We start from the raw sequence: 22,132 nt of genomic DNA, 5'->3' as shown, positions 1-22,132 counted from the left end.
TATCGGGAGCAAGCCCCCTCCCACATTTGGATTACCGCAGTTCAACTTAATCGCCTACATAAAAAAGGCCCCGCTCAATTCGATTGAGCGGGGCCTTTTTGTTTTCTGGAACCTAAGAACGCTTGCGATTGCTGATCAACGTACCCACACCGGTATCGGTAAAGATTTCCAGCAGGATTGCATTTGGCACCCGGCCGTCGAGGATCAGCGAGCTGCCGACGCCGCCTTGCACGGCTTCCAGCGCGCAGCGGATTTTCGGCAGCATGCCGCCATAGATGGTGCCATCGGCGATCAGTTCGTCGACTTGTTGCGTAGTCAGGCCGGTCAACACCTTGCCTTGCTTGTCCATCAGGCCGGCGATGTTGGTCAGCAGCATCAGCTTTTCAGCTTTCAGTGCCTCTGCCACCTTGCCCGCTACCAGGTCGGCGTTGATGTTATAGGACTCACCGTTGACGCCCACGCCGATGGGCGCGATCACCGGGATGAAGTCACCCTTGACCAGCAGGTTGAGCAGATCGGTGTTGATGCCGATCACTTCCCCCACCTGGCCGATGTCGATGATTTCCGGCTGGGTCATCTCCGGCGTCTGACGGGTCATGGTCAGTTTTTTCGCGCGGATCAGTTCCGCATCCTTGCCGGTCAGGCCGATGGCGCTGCCGCCGTGGCGGTTGATCAGGTTGACGATGTCTTTGTTGACCTGGCCACCGAGCACCATCTCCACCACGTCCATGGTCTGCGCGTCAGTGACGCGCATGCCATCGATGAAGTGACTCTCGATCGACAAGCGCTTGAGCAGATCGCCGATTTGCGGTCCACCACCGTGGACGACAACCGGGTTGATCCCCACGGCTTTCATCATCACGATGTCGCGGGCAAAGCCGGTTTTCAGCTCGTCGCTTTCCATGGCATTGCCGCCGTACTTGATCACCAGCGTCTTGCCGACGTAGCGTCGAATGTAAGGCAACGCTTCGGACAGGACCTTGGCGGTGTTGGCAGCGGCTTCGCGTTCGAGGGTCATTCAGGGCTCCGGTAAAAAATCAGAACGGTAATTGGAGATCAGGGGCAACACGTTTCAACTGGACGTGGAAGACGTCCTTGATGCGCTGCAACTCAGCCTCGGTATCCGCCTCGAAGCGCAGCACCAGCACCGGTGTGGTGTTGGACGCGCGAACCAGGCCCCAGCCTTTGGCGTAATCGACTCGCACACCATCAATGGTGGTCAGGTTGGCGCCTTCACCCCATTGCGCATCGTGCAGTGCGTCAATGATGCTGAATTTGCTCTCCTCGGTCACATGGATATTGATCTCTGGCGTAGAAATATCGTTGGGGAAAGTCTGAAACAGCTCTTGCGCCGTGGATTTTTCCTTGCTGAGGATCTCCAGCAGGCGCGCAGCGCTGTAAATGCCGTCGTCGAAACCGAACCAGCGCTCCTTGAAGAACACGTGACCGCTCATTTCGCCGGCCAGCAAGGCGCCGGTTTCCTTCATTTTCTTTTTGATCAACGAATGTCCGGTTTTCCACATCAGCGGGCGACCGCCGTATTCCTTGATCAGCGGCGTGAGGCGGCGGGTGCACTTAACGTCGAAGATGATTTCGGCGTTGGCATTGCGCGCCACCACGTCACGGGCAAACAGCATCAACAGGCGGTCCGGGTACACGATCTCGCCGGTTTCGGTCACCACCCCTACACGGTCGCCGTCGCCGTCGAAGGCCAGGCCCACGTCGGCGCCCACTTCCTTGACCTTGGCGATCAGGTCCACCAGGTTTTCAGGCTTGCCTGGGTCCGGGTGATGGTTGGGGAAGTTGCCATCGACCTCGCAGAACAGCGGGATCACTTCACAGTTCAGGGCTTCGAGCAATTGCGGTGCGATCACGCCGGCCGCGCCGTTGCCGCAGTCCACCACCACTTTCAGGCGGCGGTCGAGCTTGACGTCGCGGGTGATTTCGTCGGAGTAGCGCTGCAGGATGTCGACCTTGGTGATGCTGCCGGTGCCGCTGGTCAGGTCGTTGGTTTTCAGGCGCGTGTGCAGGGCCTGGATCTGTTCGTTGGCGAGGGTGTCGCCGGCGATGACGATCTTGAAACCGTTGTAGTCCGACGGGTTGTGGCTGCCGGTAAGCATGACGCCGGATTTACCGGCCAGCACGTTGGCGGCGTAGTACAACGCAGGCGTGGGCACCAACCCGACGTCGCTGACATGGCAACCGCTGTCTGCCAGGCCCTGGATCAGTTGCTCCACCAGCTCCGGGCCGGACAGGCGGCCGTCACGGCCCACCGAAACATTCGGTTCGCCCTGGGCCAGGCTCTGCGCGCCGATGGCGCGGCCGATCCAGTAGGCGGTTTCGGCGGTCAGGGTTTTGGGCACCACGCCGCGAATGTCATAGGCACGAAAGATGCTATCGGGAAAAGTCGGGGCTACACGGGCTGCGGTACTCATCGCGGGAAGAACTCCATCTGAAAGGGGGCAAGGCTGGCCTGGTGTGGCTGGCCGGCAGGCTCAAACTGAAGGGTATGACGGCGTTTTCGGCAGAGAGTTCGTGGTGTAAAAGTGCCATCGGCGCTTCGGCGGCGTGCTTATGTGTACGTAATCCTTTGATTTTATTGTAGAAAAATCGCTGATGCCGTATGCGTATTCTTCATCCTGAAAAGCCGGGCGGTGGCGTCTGGCCGGACAATCGCATCCGGCCAGGTTCAGCTTAGTCAGTGGCTGCCGGAATGCCCGAAACCGCCGGCGCCCCGCTGGGTTTCGTCGAATTCCTGCACCAGTTCGAAATGTGCCTGTACCACCGGCACCAGTACCAGTTGGGCAATACGCTCGCCGACAGCAATGTTGAACGCGGTCTGGCCGCGGTTCCAGCACGACACCATCAACTCGCCCTGGTAGTCGGAGTCGATCAGGCCCACCAGATTGCCCAGCACGATGCCGTGTTTATGGCCCAGGCCGGAGCGCGGCAGGATCAGGGCTGCCAAGCCTGGGTCGCCGACGTAGATCGACAGGCCGGTGGGGATCAGAAGGGTCTGGCCCGGCTCAAGGACAGTGTCTTGCTTGAGCATGGCGCGCAGGTCCAGGCCAGCGGAGCCTGGGGTAGCGTAGGCCGGCAGTGGGAATTCACTACCGATGCGGGGGTCGAGGATCTTGGCTTGCAAAGCGTGCATGGACATTAAACCTGGTTCAGCCGTTGGGCGATAAAAGAGATCAGTTGGCGGGCGATCTTGCCCTTGCTGGTCTGGGCGAAAACGGTGGCGTGCAACTCGCGGTCGATCACGCTGATGGCATTTTCCTCGCTGTTGAAGCCGATGCTCGGGTTGGCGACGTCATTGGCAACGATCAGATCAAGGTTTTTGTCTTTCAATTTGCGTGCGGCGTAGTCCAGCAAATGTTCAGTCTCGGCGGCAAAACCGACGCTGAACGGACGATCCGGACGGGTGGCGATGGTGGCCAGGATGTCCGGGTTGCGCACCATTTGCAGGAGCAGGCCATCACCGCTTGTAGGGTCTTTCTTGAGCTTTTGCGGCGCAACGACTTCCGGTCGGTAGTCTGCAACCGCTGCCGAGGCGATGAACAGGTCGCACGGAATGGCAGCCTCACAGGCCGCCAGCATGTCCCGGGCGCTGACTACGTCGATTCGCGTCACCCGATCAGGCGTCGGCAGATGCACCGGGCCGGTGATCAGGGTGACACGTGCGCCTGCCTCAACCGCGGCTTCAGCCAGGGCAAAGCCCATTTTTCCTGAGCTATGGTTGGTGATGTAGCGCACCGGGTCGATGTTTTCCTGGGTCGGGCCAGCGGTGATCAGTACATGTTTGCCGGTCAGGGCCAGGTGCTGGAAGCACTCGGCAGCGCACAGCGCCAGGTCGGTGGCTTCGAGCATGCGGCCCATGCCGACGTCGCCGCAGGCCTGGCTGCCGGACGCCGGGCCGAAGACCTTGAGGCCACGGCTTTGCAGAAGCTGGGTGTTGGCCTGGGTGGCCGGGTCGCGCCACATGGCCTGGTTCATCGCCGGGGCGATGGCGACGGTGGCGTCGGTGGCCAGTACCAGGGTGGTCAGCAGGTCATCGGCGATGCCCTGGGCCAGGCGCGCGATCAGGTCGGCGGTGGCCGGCGCGATCAGTACCAGGTCGGCCCATTTGGCCAGTTCGATATGGCCCATGGCGGCTTCGGCCGCCGGGTCCAGCAGGTCCAGGTGAACCGGGTGGCCGGACAAGGCCTGCATGGTCAGCGGGGTGATGAACTCACTGCCACCACGGGTCATGACCACGCGCACTTCGGCGCCTTGGTCCAGGAGCCTGCGAACCAGCTCTGCGCTCTTGTAGGCGGCAATGCCGCCGCCGACGCCGAGAACGATGCGTTTCCGATACAGACGCTGCATTGGTTTGCCTTTCCAGTTCAGTGAAGCCAGTTCAGTGACGCCTGCGATGACCCCTCCCCAGGTGAAATCGCATGCAAAAAGAGGGCCTACGATAACACAGCGTCCGTCTGGCAACAGCGGCGCATGCGGCGTACATCATGGAGAGGAGGTGGGATGAGTATTCGCGATTGGCCTGCTGCCGAGCGGCCGCGAGAGAAGCTTTTGGAGTGGGGCGCGGCCAGTCTGTCCGATGCCGAATTGCTGGCGATCTTCCTGCGCACCGGAGTTTCTGGCAGGAGTGCGGTGGACCTGGCGCGCCATTTATTGGCGCAATTCGGCGGCCTGCGCCCGCTGCTGGAAGCCAGCCAGGCGCTGTTCAATCAGCAGTTGGGCCTGGGGCCGGCGAAGTTTGCCCAGTTGCAGGCGGTGCTGGAAATGTCCCGGCGCCATATGGCCGAGCGCCTGCGCAACGATTCGGTGCTGGAGAGTCCGCTGGCCGTGCGCGAATACCTCAAGGCGCTGCTGCGTCATGAAACTCACGAGGTGTTTGGCTGCCTGTTTCTCGACTCCAAACATCGAGTGCTGGGTTTCGAAGCGCTGTCCCACGGCACTATCGATACCGCTGTGGTCTATCCCCGGCAAGTGGTCAAGCGCGCGCTGGCGTACAACGCGGCGGCATTGATCCTGTGCCACAACCATCCTTCGGGAAGCGCGGATCCAAGCGCCGCTGATCGGAAGTTGACCAAAGTTCTCCAGAAGGCCTTGGAAATGGTGGACGTGCGGGTGCTGGATCACATCATCGTGGGCGATGGTGATCCGTTGTCGATGGCGGAATATGGATGGATGTAGAGGGGCAGCTGCAAGCCACAAATCGGCTTGCAGCTTGCAGCTTGCAGCTTAAGGCTTGACGCTGACTTTGGAATAATCCTGGCGACCAAACGGGCTGACCTGGTAGCCGTCGACATTTTTGCGTGTCAGGGCAAACGCCATGGGGTGCGCCAAGGGCAGCCACAGGGCCTGCTGCTGGATCTGCGCCTGCGCCTGCTGGTAAAGCTTGCTGCGCACGCCTTGTTCGCTGGTGGTCTTGCCAGCGCTGATCAGCTTGTCCAGCGCAGGGTCGCAGTAGCGGGCGAAGTTGGTGCCGGACTTGACTGCCGCGCAGGAAAATTGCGGGGTGAGGAAGTTATCCGGGTCGCCATTGTCACCGGCCCAGCCCATGAAGAGCAGGTCATGCTCGCCGGCTTTGGCGCGGCGAATCAACTCGCCCCATTCGATCACACGGATGTCGGCCTGGATGCCGACCTTGGCCAGGTCGGCCTGCAACAGTTGAGCGCCAAGATTTGGGTTGGGGTTCAACAGGCTGCCGGTCGGGCGGGTCCAGATAGTGGTCTTGAAGCCATCCTTGAGGCCGGCGCGGTTGAGCAGCGCCTTGGCTTTGGCCAGGTCCTGTGGGTAACCCGACAGCTCTTTGGCGTAGCTCCAGGTATTGGGTGGGTAAACACCGTTGGCCGCTTCGGCGGTGCCTTCGAAGACGGCCTTGAGGTAGCTGCCTTTGTCGAAGGCCAGGTTGATCGCCTGGCGTACTTCGGGCTTGTCCAGCGGCGGATGCTGGCTGTTGATGGCGACGAACGCGGTCATGAAGGCTGCGGTTTTTTCCACCTTCAGGGCCGGGTCTTTTTCGGCCTCGCCCACATCCAGGGGTTTGGGCGACAGGGCGATCTGGCATTCATCGCGATGCAGTTTCTGCAGGCGCACATTGGCATCCGGCGTGATCGCGAAGATCAGGTTGTCCACCGTCGGTTTGCCGGCGAAATAGTCCGGGTTGGCCTTGTAGCGCACCACCGCATCCTTCTGGAATCGCACAAAAACGAAGGGCCCGGTGCCAATGGGCTGGCTGTTGAGTTTTTCCGGGGTGCCGGCCTTGAGCAGTTTGTCGGCATATTCGGCCGGGTAGATCGAGGCAAAGCCCATGCTCAATGCGGCAAGAAACGTGGAATCGGCGTGATCGAGGGTGAAGCGCACGGTCAGCGGGTCGAGTGCGTCGATCTTCTTGATCAGCGTGGGCAATTGCAGGGATTGCGCGTGAGGAAAGCCGCTCTGGGCGATCTTGTGCCACGGGTTGGCTGGGTCGAGCATGCGTTCGAAGCTGAAGCGCACATCTTCGGCGGTCAGGGTACGGCTCGGGGTGAAATACTCGGTGCGATGGAATTTCACATTCGGGTGCAGCTTGAAGGTGTACGTCAGGCCGTCTGGCGAGACGTCCCAACTGTCCGCCAGGCTCGGCACCAGTTTTGCGCCGGTTGCGTCGTAGTCCACCAGACGGTTCATCAGCACGTCCGCCGAGGCGTTGGTGGTGGTCAATGAGTTGTACTGCACCACGTCGAACCCTTCGGGGCTGGCCTCGGTGCAAACGCTCAGATTGGTGGCGGCAACGGCCATCGTCGGCGCGATTAAGAGGGGGGCTAGCAATAGCGGTAGGGCAGCGAGGCGCATATTAGGTTTCCTGTGCAAATCGAAGGCCCATCTGCGAGTGCAGTCTGGAAAAGGCCTACCGTAGTGGCCTGTTGGTTAAATGACTAGCCTATTTTTGCCTGTGCTTTTGGCTCAAATGCTGTTTTGATGGCGCCTCAGCGCGTTTCACCTTGCAGGTCCGAGTACTTGCGGGCGCTGAAAATCATTCTGTGCGACGAGCGGTCGGCTGTTGTAGCGGCCCCTCCTGGCAACGGTTCAGGCGCCAATAGCCGAGATTTACCCAGGTAAAAACACACTCGCTGTTGTTGCATCTGGGTCTTTCTGGTATAAAGCAGCGCTCTTTTCTAGGGGCCCGGTTCCTTCGCTTGTAGGTGTAGCCGGTAAGACCCTAAAGAAACGCGGCGCCTGGCGCCAAATGACTGAGAGATTAAGCGGCCAACCCATGCCGGGTTGGGCATGTGGTTTTAGAGGGCTGAGGCATGTCGAGAGTCTGTCAAGTTACCGGTAAGGGTCCGGTGACTGGGAATAACATTTCCCACGCAAATAACAAAACCCGTCGTCGTTTCCTGCCGAACCTGCAGCATCACCGCTTCTGGGTTGAAGAAGAGAAACGTTTTGTTCGCCTGCGTGTATCTGCCAAAGGCATGCGTATCATCGACAAGCGTGGCATCACTGTCGTGCTGGCCGAAATCCGCGCCGCCGGCAAGATCTAAGGAGCTCTATCATGCGTGAATTGATTCGAATGATCTCTAGCGCCGGTACTGGTCACTTCTACACTACCGACAAGAACAAGCGTACTACCCCGGACAAGCTCGAAAAGAAAATGTTCGACCCGCGCGTTCGCAAGCACGTGATCTACAAAGAAGGCAAAATCAAGTAATTGATTTCCTTCCTTGTGAAAAAAAGCCCGTATCTCACGATACGGGCTTTTTTTTGCCTGTGATGATCGTTCCCACGCTCTGCGTGGTAACGCCGCCTCGGACGCTCCGCGTCCCGCTGCTCATTGATCAGGCTTTCTGTTCGAACACCACATAGATCTTGCGGCACGCTTGCAGCACTTCCCAGGTGCCGCTGAAGCCGGCAGGGATCACGAAGCGGTCGCCGGCGCGCAAGGTTTTGGCGTTCCCCTCGGCATCGCGCAGCACAGACACCCCCTGCACGATCTCGCAGTATTCATGTTCGGTGTAATTGACTGTCCACTGCCCGACATCGCCTTCCCAGACGCCCGCGTTCATTTGTCCGCATGGGCTGTTGTAGTGGTTGTAGATCGTCTGTTCGGGATCGCCCTTGAGGATTTTTTCGGGGGCAGGGCGATAGCGTTCGGGGGCGGTGTTGGCTTGGCTGAAATCGACGATGTCCTGGATGCTCATGGGCTTATCCCGTCTGGCCTGCGGTTGGAAAGCTCAAAGTCTATGTTTATTAAAATGAACATCGCAAGGGCGTTTTCCGCCGTTATGTCAAATATATTGAAACTTCCCCAGTCGCTGGTTTAGGGTGGCAAGTGCCTTGAGCCGAACAGCAGGCTGGCCAGGCAAGAATTCGTGGAGGCGCCGGGATCAAATCTCCCAGGCCCTTGTATCCAAATAAGAGGAGGACACTTGCATGACCACCCTGACCCGTGCCGACTGGGAACAACGCGCCAAGGACCTGAAGATCGAAGGTCGCGCGTACATCAATGGCGAATACACCGCCGCCGCTTCCGGTGACACCTTCGAGTGCATCAGCCCGGTCGATGGCCGTCTGCTCGCCACCGTAGCCAGCTGTGACGCCGCCGACGCCCAGCGCGCCGTGGAAAATGCCCGTGCCACCTTCAATTCCGGTGTCTGGTCGCGCCTGGCGCCGGCCAAGCGCAAGTCCGTCATGATCCGTTTCGCCGCGCTGCTCAAGGCCAATGCCGAAGAGCTGGCCCTGCTTGAAACCCTGGACATGGGCAAGCCGATCAGCGACTCCCTGAACATCGACGTACCCGGCGCGGCGCAGGCGCTGAGCTGGAGCGGCGAGGCCATCGACAAGATCTACGATGAAGTGGCGGCCACTCCCCATGACCAACTGGGTCTGGTGACCCGTGAGCCCGTGGGCGTGGTCGGTGCGATCGTGCCGTGGAACTTCCCGCTGATGATGGCCTGCTGGAAACTCGGCCCGGCGCTGTCGACCGGTAACTCGGTCATCCTCAAGCCGTCCGAAAAGTCTCCATTGACCGCCATCCGCATCGCTGTCCTGGCCGTTGAAGCCGGCATTCCAAAAGGCGTGTTCAACGTGCTACCAGGCTACGGCCACACCGTGGGCAACGCGCTGGCGGTGCATATGGACGTGGATACCCTGGTGTTTACCGGTTCCACCAAAATCGCCAAGCAGCTGTTGATCCGTTCCGGCGAATCGAACATGAAGCGCGTGTGGCTGGAAGCCGGCGGCAAGAGCCCGAACATCGTGTTTGCCGATGCGCCGAACCTGCAAACTGCCGCCGAGTCCGCCGCCAGTGCCATCGCCTTCAACCAGGGCGAAGTCTGCACCGCCGGTTCGCGCCTGCTGGTGGAACGTTCGATCAAGGACACTTTCCTGCCGCTGGTGATCGAGGCGCTCAAGGGGTGGAAGCCAGGTAACCCACTGGACCCTGCCACCAATGTGGGCGCGCTGGTGGACACCCAGCAAATGAACAACGTGCTGTCGTACATCGAATCGGGTCATGCCGATGGCGCCAAGCTGGTCGCCGGTGGCAAGCGCACCCTGGAAGAGACCGGTGGCACTTACGTCGAGCCGACCATTTTCGACGGCGTGACCAACGCCATGAAGATTGCCCAGGAAGAGATCTTCGGCCCGGTCCTGTCGGTGATCACGTTCGACAGCGCCGAAGAAGCCATCGCCATCGCCAACGACACCCAATATGGCCTGGCCGCAGCGGTGTGGACGGCGGATATCTCCAAGGCACACCTGACTGCCAAGGCTTTGCGTGCGGGCAGCGTGTGGGTCAACCAGTACGATGGCGGCGACATGACCGCACCGTTCGGTGGCTTCAAACAGTCGGGTAACGGTCGCGATAAATCGCTGCATGCGTTCGACAAATACACCGAGCTGAAGGCGACCTGGATCAAGCTCTAACAAATGTGGAGGGGGCTTGCTCCCGATAGCTTAGTGTCAGTCGCTGCATCTGGTGACTGATACACCGCAATCGGGAGCAAGCCCCCTCCCACACGTTTTAGAGCATGCGCTCCAGGCCGACGCTGGTGGCGAACCAGGCATTGAACCGGCGCCACCAACTGCCCTGTTCCCGGGTCAGGGTGTGCAGCTGGCCGTTATCTTCGGTCACCCACACGATCTGCCCGTCCTGCAGCTTCGCCTCGTAGCTCAACGCCGGCGCCATACCTTGCAGCGCCAGGTTACGCACATGCTCCGCCAGTTCCGGGCTGTCCACCAGCACGCCGACTTCGGTGTTCCATAGCACTGAGCGTGGATCGAAATTGAACGAGCCGATAAACGACTTCTCCCGATCGAAAATCATCGCCTTGCTGTGCAGGCTGGAGTCGGAACCGCGCAAGCCGCCTCGACGAAACAGTTGCGGACCGCTGCTTGCGCTGGGGTCGCCCGGTTGTCGACGCAGTTCATAGAGTTTCACGCCATGCTCCAGCAGCGCCTTGCGATAGGGTGCGTAGCCGCCGTGCACCGCCGGTACATCAGTGGCTTCGAGGGAATTGGTCAGCAGACTCACCGACACGCCCGCGTCGGCGCGGCCGGTCAGGTACACCAGCCCAGGCGGGCCCGGAACGAAGTACGCGGAAATCATGATCAGCTCACGGCTGACGCCTGCCAACTGCGGCGCCAGTTGCGTGGTGAGCAGCAATTGCGGGTCCGGGTCGGCCTTGGCCAGTACCTTGCTCGGCGCATCCCACAGCGCCTGGTTCCAGGCCCAGATCAACTCGCGACGCCAGATGTCCATGCGCGGCTGGGTCTGGTAGGTGCGCAGGCGGTTATACAGGGCGTGGTTCTGCTGGCGCGATTGGGCCAGTGACGCCTCCAGGCGTCCGCGCGCAACAGCCAGGTCGACCTTGGAGGGCATGGTTGCGACAAACTCATCGATAGGCTTGCTCAGCGCGCTGTTCCAGTACTGATCGAAACTGTGGCCCAGTTGCTCAGCCACCGGCCCGACGCTGAGCATGTCGATATCGGTGAAATTCAGGTTGGGTTCGGCGTCGAAATATTCATCCCCCAGGTTGCGCCCGCCCACGATCGCGACGCTGTTGTCTGCCAGCCAGAGTTTGTTATGCATGCGCCGGTGTTGCAGCGACAGGTTGAACAGGCGCCCCATGGCGCGTGTCACGCCCGTGCTGCGGCCCAGATGCAGCGGGTTGAACAGGCGAATTTCGATCTTGGGATGGGCGGCAAGGGTCGCGATGATCTGGTCGAGCCCGTCGCTGGTGGTGTCATCCAGCAGGATGCGCACACGCACGCCGCGGTCGGCGGCCTTGAGCAGTTCATCAACCAGCATGCGCGTGCTGATGCCGTCATGCACGATGTAGTACTGCAGGTCGAGGCTGGCCTGGGCGTTGCGGATCAACTCGGCGCGGGCCATGAAGGCTTCGCTGCTGTTGGGCAGCAAACGAAAGCCCGAGCGGCCCTGATACGGCGCCGCCTGGGCCTGGATCGAGCGGCCGAAGGCAGACTGTGCCGCTGCCAGGGCATCACTGGGCACGCGCGGTGTGTGGGCCGTCGCACAGCCACCCAGTGCCAGCGCTCCCAACAGGAAAAGCGATAAAAGCCGTTGAGTCATCAAGGAAGCGCCATCCAGGTCAGGGCGGTTGTCGGCATATGACGGCAATTGCTCGGAAAAGGTCAGTCCGCCGATTCGGCCAGCAGGGTGCGCGCAGCGGCACCGACCTTGCGCACGGCCTCTTCAATCTGCGGCGTCGGTTTGGCAGCGTAGTTCATGCGCAGGCAATTACGGTATTTGCCGGATGCAGAGAAAATGCTGCCTACCGCCACCTGTACGCCCTGTTCCATCAGCACACGGTTGAGCTTCAGGGTGTCGAAGCCCTCCGGCAATTCTATCCACAGCATGAAACTGCCCTGGGGCCGGCTGGCCCGCGTGCCGGCAGGGAAGTAGCGGCTGACCCAGTCGAGCATCAGGTCGCGATTGCGCTGGTATTGCGTACGCATCCTGCGCAAATGAGGCTCGAAATGCCCGCTTTTGAGAAATTCGGCTATCGCAATCTGCGGCTGCGTGGCGGTAGAGCCCGTGCTGATGTATTTCATATGCAGCACCCGTTCCAGGTAGCGCCCCGGCGCGACCCAGCCAATGCGCAGCCCAGGCGCCAGGGTTTTGGAAAACGAGCTGCACAACAGCACCCGGCCGTCCTCGTCGAAGGATTTGATCGTGCGCGGGCGCGGGTAGCTGTAGGCCAGTTCGCCATACACATCGTCTTCGATGATCGCCACGTCAAAGCGCTGGGCCAGGGTCAGCAGTGCGCGCTTGCGCGCCTCCGGCATGATGTAGCCCAAGGGGTTGTTGCAGTTGGGGGTCAGCTGGATGATTTTGATCGGCCACTGTTCCAGCGCCAGTTCCAGGGCTTCAAGGCTGATGCCGGTGATCGGGTCGGTGGGGATTTCCAAGGCTTTCATGCCCAGGCCTTTGAGGGTCTGCATGGCGCCGTGGAAACTCGGTGAATCCACCGCAACGATATCGCCGGGCGCACAAATGGCGCGGATGCTGGTGGAAAGGGCCTCGTGGCAGCCCGTGGTGATGACGATGTCTTCGGCAGTCAGTTGGCAACCGGAATCCAATGACAGTCGCGCAATCTGCTCGCGCAATTCCATACAGCCCAGGATGTTGTCGTAATACAGCCCCGGCAGATCCTGGCGACGACTGACGCGGGCCAGGCTGCGAAGCAATGGCTTGATAGTCGGCGACAATACATCCGGCATGCCACGGCCCAACTGTATGACGTCCTTGCGCGGCACGGCACGGATCAACTCCAGCACCTGGTCCCACTGGGAAATTTCCACCGGCCGTTGGGCGGGGCGACCCACCTCGGGCAGCGCCGGCAGTTCACGGCCCACCGGTACAAAATAGCCGGACTTGGGCTTGGGCATCGCCAGGCCATTGTCCTCCAGCAATCGATAGGCATGCTGCACGGTGCTCAGGCTGACCCCATGCTCCACGCTCAAGGCCCGCACGGAGGGCAGTCGGTCGCCGGGGCGGTAGAAGCCTTGTTCGATGCGGGTACCCAGCAATTCCGCGAGGTTGACGTACAGGGTCACGGCGGCCACTCCCAGCAGACCAATACAGATAGATGGAAAATACAGGATTCAGCCGTTCATAGCAGCATCTGTATGGATTTAATAAAGGTAGGTTGAATCTGTATTGGTTTTGCTCGCGCGCTCATCCTAGTCACTCAAGGCGGCACGCTAACGAGGGGACGGTAAATGAACGGCATGAGCGATGTACGGCTGGCATTACATGGCCAGGAACTGGAAGCAGCGCAGGAGCGGACGTTGTCGATGCCTGCCGACAATCGCTGGAGCCTGTTCTGGCGCCGCCGTCATACCCGCAAGGCGTTGCTGACGCTGACCCGCGAGCAGTTGCGCGACGTGGGCCTGACGGCAGAACAGGCGCGCCATGAAGGCTTGAAACCGTTCTGGCGCGATTGATCAGGCCAGTTCCTTGAGGCGGTGCCAGAGCATCCCCAGGGCCAGCAGCGGCGAGCGCAGGTATTTGCCGCCAGGGAAAGTCATGTGCGGCACCTGGGCGAACAGGTCGAAGCGCCCTTGCTGCTGGCCGCTGATGGCTTCGGCCAGCAACCTGCCCGCCAGGTGTGTGGCGTTGAGACCATGGCCGGCATAGGCCTGGGCGTAATACACATTGGGTTGATCCTCCAGGCGTCCGATCTGCGGCAACCGATTGGCGCCGATGCCGATCATGCCGCCCCATTGGTAGTCGATCTTCACATCGGCCAATTCCGGGAATACCTGCAACATCTTTGGCCGCATGTAGGCGCCGATGTCTTTCGGATCGCGCCCGGAATAGTGGCAGGCACCGCCGAACAACAGGCGGCGGTCGGCGGACAGGCGGAAATAGTCCACCGTTACCCGCTGGTCACACACCGCCATGTTCTGCGGCAACAGGCGGGCGGCTTGCGCTTCACTCAAGGGCTCGGTGGCGATGATGTAGCTGCCTGCGGGCAATATTTTGCCGCTCAAGTGTGGGTTGAGGTCGTTGAGGTAGGCGTTACAGGCCAGCACCAGAGTGTTGGCCTGTACCTGGCCCTGGGCGGTGTGCACCTTGACCTGCGAGCCGTAGTCGATGCGCGTCACTTGCGACTGCTCGAATAACTTCACGCCCAGTTGCTGCGCCGCGCCGGCTTCACCCAGGGCGAGGTTCAGCGGATGCAAATGTCCGGAGCCCATGTCGATCATCCCGCCCACATAGCGGTCGGAGCCAATCACGCTGGCCATTTCGCTGGCTTGCAGCAGGCGCACTGGATGGCGATAACCCAGGCTGCGCAGCTCTTCGGCGTCTGCGGCGAGGCCCTGCAGGTCGCGGGGTTTGTTGGCCAGGTCGCAGTAACCCCAGGTCAGGTCGCAGGGGATCTGGAAGCGTTCGACACGCTCGCGCACGATCTCCACCGCTTCCAGGCCCATCAGTTTCATCTGGCGCACGCCGTCGGTGCCGATCACATTGGCGAACTGGTCAAGGCCATGGCCGACGCCGCGAATCAGTTGCCCGCCGTTACGCCCGCTGGCGCCCCAGCCGATTTTGCGCGCTTCCAGCAGCACCACGCTGAAGCCGCGCTCGGCCAGTTCCAGGGCGGTATTGAGCCCGGAATACCCCCGCCAATCACGCAGACATCGGCGCGCACCTCGCCCGTCAACGCCGGGTAATCGGGGTGCGGCACGCTGCTGGCGGCGTAGTAGGACGCGGTGTGCCGGGCGCTGGCGGTCATGGGGGCCTCCCTGTTTGGAAAATTTGACGCAGGATACAACGGTCCGACAGAGCTGTCTGCGCGGGCGATTTTACGGCAGAATCCAGGCCTGTTCTCGGTGGGGTGTAGGTGTCGATGAGTTGCAACAGTCAGAAAGTCAGCGCCTTGCGCCGACAGATTCCTTCGTTCGAGTGTGTCCCTGGCTGCCACGACTGCTGTGGGCCGGTCACCACGTCGCCCGAGGAAATGTCGCGCCTGCCACGCAAGACGGCCGCCGAGCAGGAAGCTGCAATGGATGAGCTGAACTGTGTGCACCTCGGGCCGAACGGTTGCACGGTTTACGACGAGCGCCCGTTGATCTGCAGGCTGTTTGGCACCACCAAGACCCTGCCATGCCCCAACGGTCGGCGACCGGTGGAGCTGATTCATCCACGGGTGGAAAAGCAGATCCATGAGTACATGGCGAGCACCCGGCAAGTACTGGTGTAGCAGGTGTACTCGGTCAATGTGGGAGGGGGCTTGCCCTCGATAGCGGTGTGTCAGTCATTCTGCGATGCCTGACACACCGCTATCGAGGGCAAGCCCCCTCCCACATTTGAATGAGTTGTGTCAGTCAGTCCGGAATCGGCAGGTTCAGGCTTTCCTTTACTTCTTCCATCACGATATAGCTCTTGGATTCGCGCACATGGGGCAACTTGAGCAGGATATCGCCGAGTAGTTTGCGGTACGAAGCCATTTCGGAAATCCGCGCTTTCACCAGGTAGTCGAAGTCCCCGGACACCAAATGGCACTCCAGCACATGGGGCAGTTTGAGTACGGCGCGTCGGAACTCTTCGAACGTATCGCCAGACTTGTAATCCAGGCTGATCTCGACAAATACCAGCAAACTCCCCTTCAAATGCTGCGGATTGAGCCGCGCGTTGTAGCCCATGATGATCCCCTCGCGCTCCAGCCGGCGTACCCGCTCGGTGCACGGCGTCGTCGACAGCCCGACCTTCTCGCCCAGTTCCGTGAACGAAATGCGCCCATCGGTTTGCAGGATGCGCAGGATATTTCGGTCGATCTTGTCCAGCTCCCGCTTGGTCTGGGTGTTGGTACGCATAGGGGATACGCCTCTGTTAAAACGGTTTGTGCCGAGAATTGTCGCCAAATATAGGCATTTATATAGTGAAATGCACTGGCGATTGTTTTTTACACTGCGTCCATCATTGCTCGAATAACACACGTCAGCGGCTCAGCCCGTGGTGAGGATATAAAAATGCGCGTTCTGGTCTTGGGTAGCGGCGTCATTGGGGTGACCAGTGCCTATTATTTGGCGCGGGCCGGCTTTGAAGTCGTCGTGGTCGACCGCCAACCCGCTGCCGCCATGGAAACCAGTTTCGCCAACGCCGGCCAGGTATCCCCAGGCTACGCGTCGCCATGGGCCGCGCCGGGCGTGCCGCTCAAGGCGATCAAGTGGCTGCTGCAGCGCCATGCGCCGCTGGCAATCAAGGCCACTGCCGATATCGACCAATACCTGTGGATGGCGCAGATGCTGCGCAACTGCACCGCCAGCCGGTATGCGGTGAACAAGGAGCGCATGGTCCGCCTCTCTGAGTACAGCCGCGACTGCCTTGACGAATTGCGCGCTGAAACCGGGATTGCCTACGAAGGGCGCAGCCTGGGGACTACCCAAGTATTCCGCACCCAGGCCCAGCTCGATGGTGCGGCCAAGGACATCGCCGTGTTGCAGGAGTCCGGCGTGCCCTTCGAGTTGCTTGACCGTGCCGGCATCGCTCGGGTCGAGCCAGCCCTGGCCAGCGTCACCGATATTCTCGCCGGCGCCCTGCGCCTGCCCAACGACCAGACCGGCGACTGCCAGATGTTCACCACGCGCCTGGCGCAGATGTGCGAGCAGTTGGGCGTTGAGTTTCGTTTCGAACAGGACATCCAGCGCCTCGATCATGCAGGCGACCGCATCAATGGCGTGTGGATCGACGGCAAGTTGGAAACCGCCGACCGCTACGTGCTGGCCCTCGGCAGTTATTCGCCGAAGCTCCTCAAGCCGCTGGGGATCAAGGCGCCTGTGTACCCTCTCAAGGGCTATTCACTGACGGTGCCGATCACCAACCCGGCAATGGCGCCTACCTCGACGATCCTCGACGAAACCTACAAAGTCGCGATCACCCGTTTCGACAACCGCATTCGCGTCGGCGGCATGGCTGAGATAGCCGGTTTTGACCTGTCGCTCAACCCGCGCCGGCGTGAAACCCTGGAGATGATCGTCAACGACCTTTATCCTCAGGGCGGTGATTTGGCCCAAGCCAGTTTCTGGACCGGCCTGCGCCCGACCACACCCGATGGCACACCAATTGTCGGCGGCACCCCATTCAAGAACCTGTTCCTGAATACCGGCCACGGCACCCTCGGCTGGACCATGGCATGCGGCTCCGGTCGTTTGCTGGCCGATCTGATGGCGAAGAAAACCCCGCAGATCAGCGCCGAAGGCCTCGCTATTTCCCGTTACGGCAACCACCAGGAGTCCGCACGACATGTCAATCCAGCGCCAGCTCACCAATGAGCGCATGAGCCAGATCGTTGTTCACAGCGGCACCGTGTACCTGGCAGGCCAGGTCGGCGATGACATGAATGCCGGCATCGAGCAGCAGACCCGTGAAACCCTGGCCAACATCGAGCGTCTGCTGGACCTGGCCGGCACCGACAAGACCCGGTTGCTGTCGGTGACGATATATTTGAAAGACATCGATGCCGACTTCGCTGGTATGAACGCGGTGTGGGATAAGTGGCTGCCCAAAGGCGCCGCGCCCGCTCGCGCTACGGTTGAAGCCAAACTGTGTGAGCCGAACATTCTGGTAGAGCTGTCCGTCGTGGCTGCGCTGCCTTAACCTGAATCCCTCTCCCGGCGCCGACGTTGTTGGTCGGCACCGGTTTTTTTACTCTGCCGCCTAGAAGCCTGCCGCCATGCGTCCTGCCCGTGCCCTGATCGACCTTCAAGCCCTGCGCCACAACTACCAACTGGCCCGCGAAGTCAGCGGGGCCAAGGCCCTCGCCGTGATCAAGGCGGATGCCTACGGGCATGGCGCGGTGCCCGTGGCTCAAGCGCTGGAGGCCGAGGCTGACGGGTTCGCGGTAGCGTGCATCGAAGAAGCCCTGGAACTACGCGCCGCCGGGATACGTGCGCCGGTGCTGCTGCTGGAAGGTTTTTTCGAAGCCGACGAGCTGCCGCTGATCGTCGAGCAGAACCTGTGGTGCGTGGTGCATTCACTATGGCAACTCGACGCTATCGAGCAGGCCACCCTGAGCCAACCGTTGACCCTCTGGCTCAAGCTGGACTCGGGCATGCACCGTGTCGGCCTGCATCCCAAGGATTTCCAGGAGGCGTATAAGCGCCTGCTGGCCAGCGGCAACGTCGCAAAGATCGTGTTGATGAGCCACTTCGCCCGCGCCGACGAGCTCGATTGTGTGAGCAGCAACGAACAAGTGGCGGTATTCGAAGCGGCCCGCCAAGGGCTGGCGGCGGAGGTGAGCCTGCGCAATTCACCGTCCGTCATGGGGTGGCCGAGTGTGCCCAGCGACTGGGTGCGCCCAGGCATCATGCTCTACGGCGCCACGCCCTTTGGTGACGACCAGGCCATCGCTGCCCGCTTGCAGCCGGTGATGACCCTGGAGTCCAAGATCATTTGCGTACGCGAACTGCCCGCCGGCGAGCCCGTGGGCTACGGCGCCAGGTTCGTCACGCCCAAGCCGATGCGTATCGGCGTGGTTGCCATGGGCTACGCCGATGGCTACCCGCGCCACGCGCCTACGGGCACGCCGGTGCTGGTCGCCGGTCAGCGCAGCCAGTTGCTGGGCCGGGTGTCCATGGACATGTTGTGCGTCGACCTGACGGATGTGCCCCAGGCGGGCCTGGGTTCCACAGTGGAATTGTGGGGCAAGCACATCCTCGCCAGCGAAGTCGCGACCGCCGCTGACACCATCCCTTACCAGATCTTCTGCAACCTGCGCCGGGTGCCAAGGCTCTATTGCGGCGCTTGATCGCCCGGTACGAATACAGCTGTCCGGGATTTAGGCCCAAGTGTTGTAAATACTGAACGCTGTCGCCATGATAACGCTCAATTACAACAAAGCCTGAATCCTAGGAGGCTCCTGCATTGGACGTCGGCGAACGACTGCAATCCATCCGTAAACTCAAAGGTCTTTCCCAGCGCGAGCTTGCCAAGCGCGCGGGCGTCACCAACAGCACCATTTCGATGATCGAGAAAAACAGCGTCAGCCCCTCGATCAGTTCCCTGCGCAAGGTCCTTGGCGGCATTCCCATGTCCATGGTCGAGTTCTTTTCCGAAGAGATCCTCCAGGAAATACCGACGCAGATCGTCTATAAAGCCAATGAGCTGATCGACATCTCTGACGGTGCCGTCACCATGAAGCTGGTAGGCCGAGCGCACCCGAGCCGGGCCATCGCGTTTCTCAACGAAATCTACCCGCCAGGCGCCGACACGGGCGAAGAAATGCTCACCCACGAAGGCGAAGAAACCGGGATTCTGGTGGAAGGGCGTTTGGAACTGGTGGTCGGCCTTGAAACTTTTGTGCTCGAAGCAGGCGATAGCTACTACTTTGAAAGCACCAAGCCCCATCGTTTTCGCAATCCGTTCGACGTGCCGGCGCGACTAATCAGCGCAGCCACACCCGCGAACTTTTAAAACAGAGGCGCCCTGCCAGCGTTGCAGAGGTTCGCGCAGCTGTACACCGTGAGGCCGAATCTCCCTTTATTTAATAGGGTTGTTTCGGCCGGGCGGGCTAACCGCTATACTTTCGCCGCCTGTGAAACCGTGGCCGCAGGCGTGAATAGCCACCATTGAGGGTGAACGCGTGAACCTAATTATGAAAATGCTGGCTGCACCAGCAACCGTACTGGCCCTATGGGCTGTCAGCGCTCAAGCTGCGACCAACGATGACATCGCCAAGCGCCTGGAGCCTGTGGGCCAGGTGTGTGTCCAGGGCCAGGAATGCAAGGGCATGGAAGTCGCGGTCGCGGCGGGCGGCGGTGGGGCGAGAACCCCGGACGACATCATCGCCAAGCACTGCAATGCTTGCCACGGCACCGGTTTGTTGGGAGCGCCGAAAGTTGGCGATACCGCCGCGTGGAAAGAGCGCGCCGATCACCAGGGCGGCCTTGACGGCATCCTCGCCAAGGCGATCACGGGCATCAATGCCATGCCGCCCAAGGGCACTTGCGCGGATTGCTCGGATGACGATCTGAAGGGTGCGATCAAGAAGATGTCCGGGCTCTAACCCGTCGATCTTCGCCAAAAAGGCCGCTCACGAGCGGCTTTTTTGTGCCCGCGATTTGCGTTTCGTGGCTGTTCATTGCAGCAAAGACCCGGCAAGCTCGGTCCAACCCCAATTCATGGAATGTTCGGGAGCAGTCGGATGGTGCAGTTGTGTTCAATCGAGCAAGCAGTTGACGACGTACTGGCCCGCTTGCCAGCGCATATTCACCTGGGTATGCCCCTGGGGCTGGGCAAGCCCAACCTGTTCGTCAACGCGCTATACCGGCGCGTCGCCCAGTTGCCCGAGCGGGCGCTGACGATCTACACCGCGCTGAGCCTGGGTCGTCCCGCCCTTGGCGACGGTTTGCAGAAGCGCTTTCTTGAACCTTTTATCGAGCGGGTATTCGGCGATTACCCCGAGCTGGATTTCCTCGCTGACCTGCACACGGACAGCCTGCCGAAAAACATCCGCGTGCAGCAGTTCTTCATGCAGCCCGGCAGCCTGCTCCACAGCGCTGCGGCGCAGCAGGACTACGTCAGCAGCAACTACAGCCATGCCGCGCGGGACATCAACGCCGCTGGCCTGAACCTGGTGGCGCAACTGGTTGCCAGCAGCGCCGAGCACCCCGACCGCCTGAGCCTGAGCTGCAACCCCGATATCACCCTCGACCTGCTGCCGATGATCGCCAAGCGGCGCGCAGCGGGTGAGACGATCCTGATCGTCGGCCAGGTCCATAGCGACTTGCCCTACATGCCCGGCGATGCCGAGTTGGGCATGGACGCATTCGACTACCTGCTCGATGAGAAAGACAGCACCACGCTGTTCTCCACGCCAAACATGCCGGTGGGCTTCCAGGACCACTTTATCGGCCTGCATGCCAGCACGCTTGTGCGTGATGGCGGCACCTTGCAGATCGGTATCGGCTCCATGGGCGACGCGCTGACCGCCGCATTGCTGGCGCGCCAGGCCGACAACGAAGCCTATCGATTGCTGCTGACCGACCTGGATGTGTATCAATGGGCGCCCTTGATCAGCCGTGAGGGCGGCGTTGAGCCATTCGCTCGTGGCCTTTACGGTTGCAGCGAAATGTTCGTCAACGGCTTGCTGGTGCTGGCCGATGCCGGAATCATCCGGCGCAAGGTGTACCCGGATGTGGCAACCCAGGAGCAGGCCAACGCCGGGCTGCTCGACGATGCGGCGCAGCCCGATGGCATCTCGATCCATGGCGGTTTCTTCCTCGGCCCGCGCAGTTTCTACCAGCGCTTGCAGGAGATGAGCCACGCCAGGCGGCTGGCATTCAACATGACCCGCATCAGCTATATCAACGAGCTGTACGGCCAGGAAGAGCTCAAGCGTTTACAGCGCCAGGACGCACGGTTTATCAACAGCGCGATCATGGTCACCTTGCTCGGCGCCGGTGTGGCCGACCAATTGGAAGATGGCCGCGTGCTCAGCGGCGTGGGCGGGCAGTACAACTTCGTTGCCCAGGGCCACGCGCTGGAAGGCGCGCGCTCGGTCCTGATCCTGCGCAGCTGGCGCGAGTCGGCCGGGGAGGTCAGTTCGAATATCGTCTGGGAGTACGGCCATTGCACCATTCCCCGGCACCTGCGGGATATCGTCATTACCGAGTACGGGATTGCCGATTTGCGCGGTCAGACGGATGCCCAGGTAATTGAGGCGTTGCTCAATATCACTGACTCGCGCTTCCAGGACGACCTGATTGAGCAGGCGCAAAAGGCCGGTAAGTTACCCAAGGATTTCAAGCTGGACCCGCGTTTTGCCGACAACACACCGCAGCGGCTCCAGGCGATTCAGGCCAAGCATCGACGGCTGTTCCCGGAATACCCGTTGGGCAGTGATTTCACGGATGAGGAGCGGGACCTGTTGCGTGCTCTGAATTGGCTCAAGAGCAAATTCAAGCTCACGGAGATGCTGGAACTGGGCAAGGCGGCGCTGGAAGCACCGGAGCCGGAAGCGTTTCCCGAACATTTGAAGCGGATGCGGTTGGATCAGCCGGAGGGGTTGAAAGAGGATCTGTATCAGCGCCTGTTACTCGCCGGCCTTCAGGCCACCGCGCACTAAAAGCCAACATCAGACAAAATGTGGGAGGGGGCTTGCCCCCGATAGCGGTG

At 60.9% G+C, this 22,132-nt stretch carries 20 protein-coding genes and 2 pseudogenes; 12 read left to right on the top strand and 10 right to left on the bottom strand.

What is annotated here, in order from left to right; genetic code table 11:
- Positions 1 to 112: 112 nt before the first annotated feature.
- The 4 genes and pseudogenes from argB to coaBC all read right to left on the bottom strand — a co-directional run bounded on the left by argB (position 113) and on the right by coaBC (position 4,368).
- Positions 113 to 1,018 (bottom strand): acetylglutamate kinase, encoded by a 906-nt coding sequence (gene argB, locus C4J87_RS25275; RefSeq protein ID WP_124368820.1) that lies wholly within the window; start codon positions 1,016 to 1,018, stop codon positions 113 to 115.
- A 19-nt stretch (positions 1,019 to 1,037) separates the two neighbouring features.
- A pseudogene (locus tag C4J87_RS25270) lies at positions 1,038 to 2,441 on the bottom strand (phosphomannomutase/phosphoglucomutase); the annotation flags it as partial.
- A 257-nt stretch (positions 2,442 to 2,698) separates the two neighbouring features.
- Positions 2,699 to 3,154 carry a dUTP diphosphatase gene (dut, locus tag C4J87_RS25260; RefSeq protein ID WP_124368818.1) on the bottom strand — a complete coding sequence of 152 codons (456 nt, stop codon included), beginning with the start codon at positions 3,152 to 3,154 and terminating at the stop codon, positions 2,699 to 2,701.
- Positions 3,155 to 3,159: 5 nt separating this feature from the next.
- A complete protein-coding gene (coaBC, locus tag C4J87_RS25255; protein WP_048723622.1) occupies positions 3,160 to 4,368 on the bottom strand; it encodes a bifunctional phosphopantothenoylcysteine decarboxylase/phosphopantothenate--cysteine ligase CoaBC in 1,209 nt (402 codons plus the stop codon).
- A gap of 153 nt (positions 4,369 to 4,521) precedes the next feature.
- Here coaBC and radC point away from each other — a divergent pair, with 153 nt between their 5' ends.
- Complete coding sequence (gene radC / locus C4J87_RS25250) at positions 4,522 to 5,196, top strand: DNA repair protein RadC (protein WP_124368817.1); 675 nt, start codon at positions 4,522 to 4,524, stop codon at positions 5,194 to 5,196.
- Between the two features lie 48 nt (positions 5,197 to 5,244).
- Here the strand turns inward: radC and C4J87_RS25245 are convergent, their stop codons facing one another.
- A complete protein-coding gene (locus C4J87_RS25245; RefSeq protein WP_124364969.1) occupies positions 5,245 to 6,840 on the bottom strand; it encodes an ABC transporter substrate-binding protein in 1,596 nt (531 codons plus the stop codon).
- A gap of 458 nt (positions 6,841 to 7,298) precedes the next feature.
- Here C4J87_RS25245 and rpmB point away from each other — a divergent pair, with 458 nt between their 5' ends.
- Together rpmB and rpmG are read left to right on the top strand one after the other, a co-directional pair.
- Positions 7,299 to 7,532 carry a 50S ribosomal protein L28 gene (rpmB, locus tag C4J87_RS25240; RefSeq protein ID WP_003176907.1) on the top strand — a complete coding sequence of 78 codons (234 nt, stop codon included), beginning with the start codon at positions 7,299 to 7,301 and terminating at the stop codon, positions 7,530 to 7,532.
- Positions 7,533 to 7,543: 11 nt separating this feature from the next.
- A complete protein-coding gene (rpmG, locus tag C4J87_RS25235) occupies positions 7,544 to 7,699 on the top strand; it encodes a 50S ribosomal protein L33 (RefSeq protein ID WP_003176906.1) in 156 nt (51 codons plus the stop codon).
- 127 nt (positions 7,700 to 7,826) lie between these two features.
- Here rpmG and C4J87_RS25230 read toward each other — a convergent pair whose 3' ends face one another.
- On the bottom strand, positions 7,827 to 8,189 hold the full coding sequence (locus C4J87_RS25230) for a cupin domain-containing protein (RefSeq protein ID WP_124368816.1): 363 nt from the start codon (positions 8,187 to 8,189) through the stop codon (positions 7,827 to 7,829).
- Positions 8,190 to 8,421: 232 nt separating this feature from the next.
- On the opposite strand from C4J87_RS25230, the gene C4J87_RS25225 reads away from it, so the two are divergent.
- Complete coding sequence (locus C4J87_RS25225; protein WP_124368815.1) at positions 8,422 to 9,915, top strand: aldehyde dehydrogenase; 1,494 nt, start codon at positions 8,422 to 8,424, stop codon at positions 9,913 to 9,915.
- 97 nt (positions 9,916 to 10,012) lie between these two features.
- Here the strand turns inward: C4J87_RS25225 and C4J87_RS25215 are convergent, their stop codons facing one another.
- The gene (locus tag C4J87_RS25215) at positions 10,013 to 11,581 is read right to left on the bottom strand and encodes a phospholipase D family protein (protein WP_124368813.1); all 1,569 of its coding nucleotides are present in this window, start codon (positions 11,579 to 11,581) and stop codon (positions 10,013 to 10,015) included.
- 62 nt (positions 11,582 to 11,643) lie between these two features.
- On the bottom strand, positions 11,644 to 13,068 hold the full coding sequence (locus tag C4J87_RS25210; RefSeq protein ID WP_124368812.1) for a PLP-dependent aminotransferase family protein: 1,425 nt from the start codon (positions 13,066 to 13,068) through the stop codon (positions 11,644 to 11,646).
- Between the two features lie 165 nt (positions 13,069 to 13,233).
- Here C4J87_RS25210 and C4J87_RS25205 point away from each other — a divergent pair, with 165 nt between their 5' ends.
- Entirely contained in the window at positions 13,234 to 13,458 is a 225-nt protein-coding gene (locus C4J87_RS25205; protein ID WP_124368811.1) for a DUF1127 domain-containing protein, read from the top strand.
- Here C4J87_RS25205 and C4J87_RS25200 read toward each other — a convergent pair.
- Positions 13,459 to 14,750, bottom strand: a pseudogene (locus C4J87_RS25200) (NAD(P)/FAD-dependent oxidoreductase).
- Between the two features lie 114 nt (positions 14,751 to 14,864).
- Between C4J87_RS25200 and C4J87_RS25195 the strand changes: the two are divergent.
- Complete coding sequence (locus C4J87_RS25195) at positions 14,865 to 15,218, top strand: YkgJ family cysteine cluster protein (RefSeq protein ID WP_124364962.1); 354 nt, start codon at positions 14,865 to 14,867, stop codon at positions 15,216 to 15,218.
- A gap of 124 nt (positions 15,219 to 15,342) precedes the next feature.
- Here C4J87_RS25195 and C4J87_RS25190 read toward each other — a convergent pair whose 3' ends face one another.
- The gene (locus tag C4J87_RS25190; RefSeq protein WP_003176896.1) at positions 15,343 to 15,831 is read right to left on the bottom strand and encodes an Lrp/AsnC ligand binding domain-containing protein; all 489 of its coding nucleotides are present in this window, start codon (positions 15,829 to 15,831) and stop codon (positions 15,343 to 15,345) included.
- Between the two features lie 156 nt (positions 15,832 to 15,987).
- Here C4J87_RS25190 and dadA point away from each other — a divergent pair, with 156 nt between their 5' ends.
- The 6 genes from dadA to C4J87_RS25160 all read left to right on the top strand — a co-directional run bounded on the left by dadA (position 15,988) and on the right by C4J87_RS25160 (position 22,082).
- Entirely contained in the window at positions 15,988 to 17,289 is a 1,302-nt protein-coding gene (gene dadA, locus C4J87_RS25185; protein ID WP_124368810.1) for a D-amino acid dehydrogenase, read from the top strand.
- A complete protein-coding gene (locus tag C4J87_RS25180; protein ID WP_124368809.1) occupies positions 17,261 to 17,614 on the top strand; it encodes a RidA family protein in 354 nt (117 codons plus the stop codon). Before dadA ends, C4J87_RS25180 begins: the two co-directional genes overlap by 29 nt.
- A gap of 76 nt (positions 17,615 to 17,690) precedes the next feature.
- On the top strand, positions 17,691 to 18,764 hold the full coding sequence (gene alr, locus C4J87_RS25175; protein WP_124368808.1) for an alanine racemase: 1,074 nt from the start codon (positions 17,691 to 17,693) through the stop codon (positions 18,762 to 18,764).
- A gap of 116 nt (positions 18,765 to 18,880) precedes the next feature.
- On the top strand, positions 18,881 to 19,429 hold the full coding sequence (locus C4J87_RS25170) for a cupin domain-containing protein (RefSeq protein WP_003176893.1): 549 nt from the start codon (positions 18,881 to 18,883) through the stop codon (positions 19,427 to 19,429).
- Between the two features lie 181 nt (positions 19,430 to 19,610).
- Positions 19,611 to 20,021 (top strand): cytochrome c5 family protein, encoded by a 411-nt coding sequence (locus tag C4J87_RS25165; RefSeq protein WP_124369032.1) that lies wholly within the window; start codon positions 19,611 to 19,613, stop codon positions 20,019 to 20,021.
- A 138-nt stretch (positions 20,022 to 20,159) separates the two neighbouring features.
- Complete coding sequence (locus tag C4J87_RS25160; RefSeq protein WP_124368807.1) at positions 20,160 to 22,082, top strand: acetyl-CoA hydrolase/transferase C-terminal domain-containing protein; 1,923 nt, start codon at positions 20,160 to 20,162, stop codon at positions 22,080 to 22,082.
- Positions 22,083 to 22,132: the final 50 nt, after the last annotated feature.

The organism is Pseudomonas sp. R1-43-08, from assembly GCF_003852255.1.
Lineage (GTDB): Bacteria > Pseudomonadota > Gammaproteobacteria > Pseudomonadales > Pseudomonadaceae > Aquipseudomonas.
The sequence above is the reverse complement of the archived record's forward strand: the minus strand, read 5'-3'. Positions and strand labels throughout refer to the sequence as shown.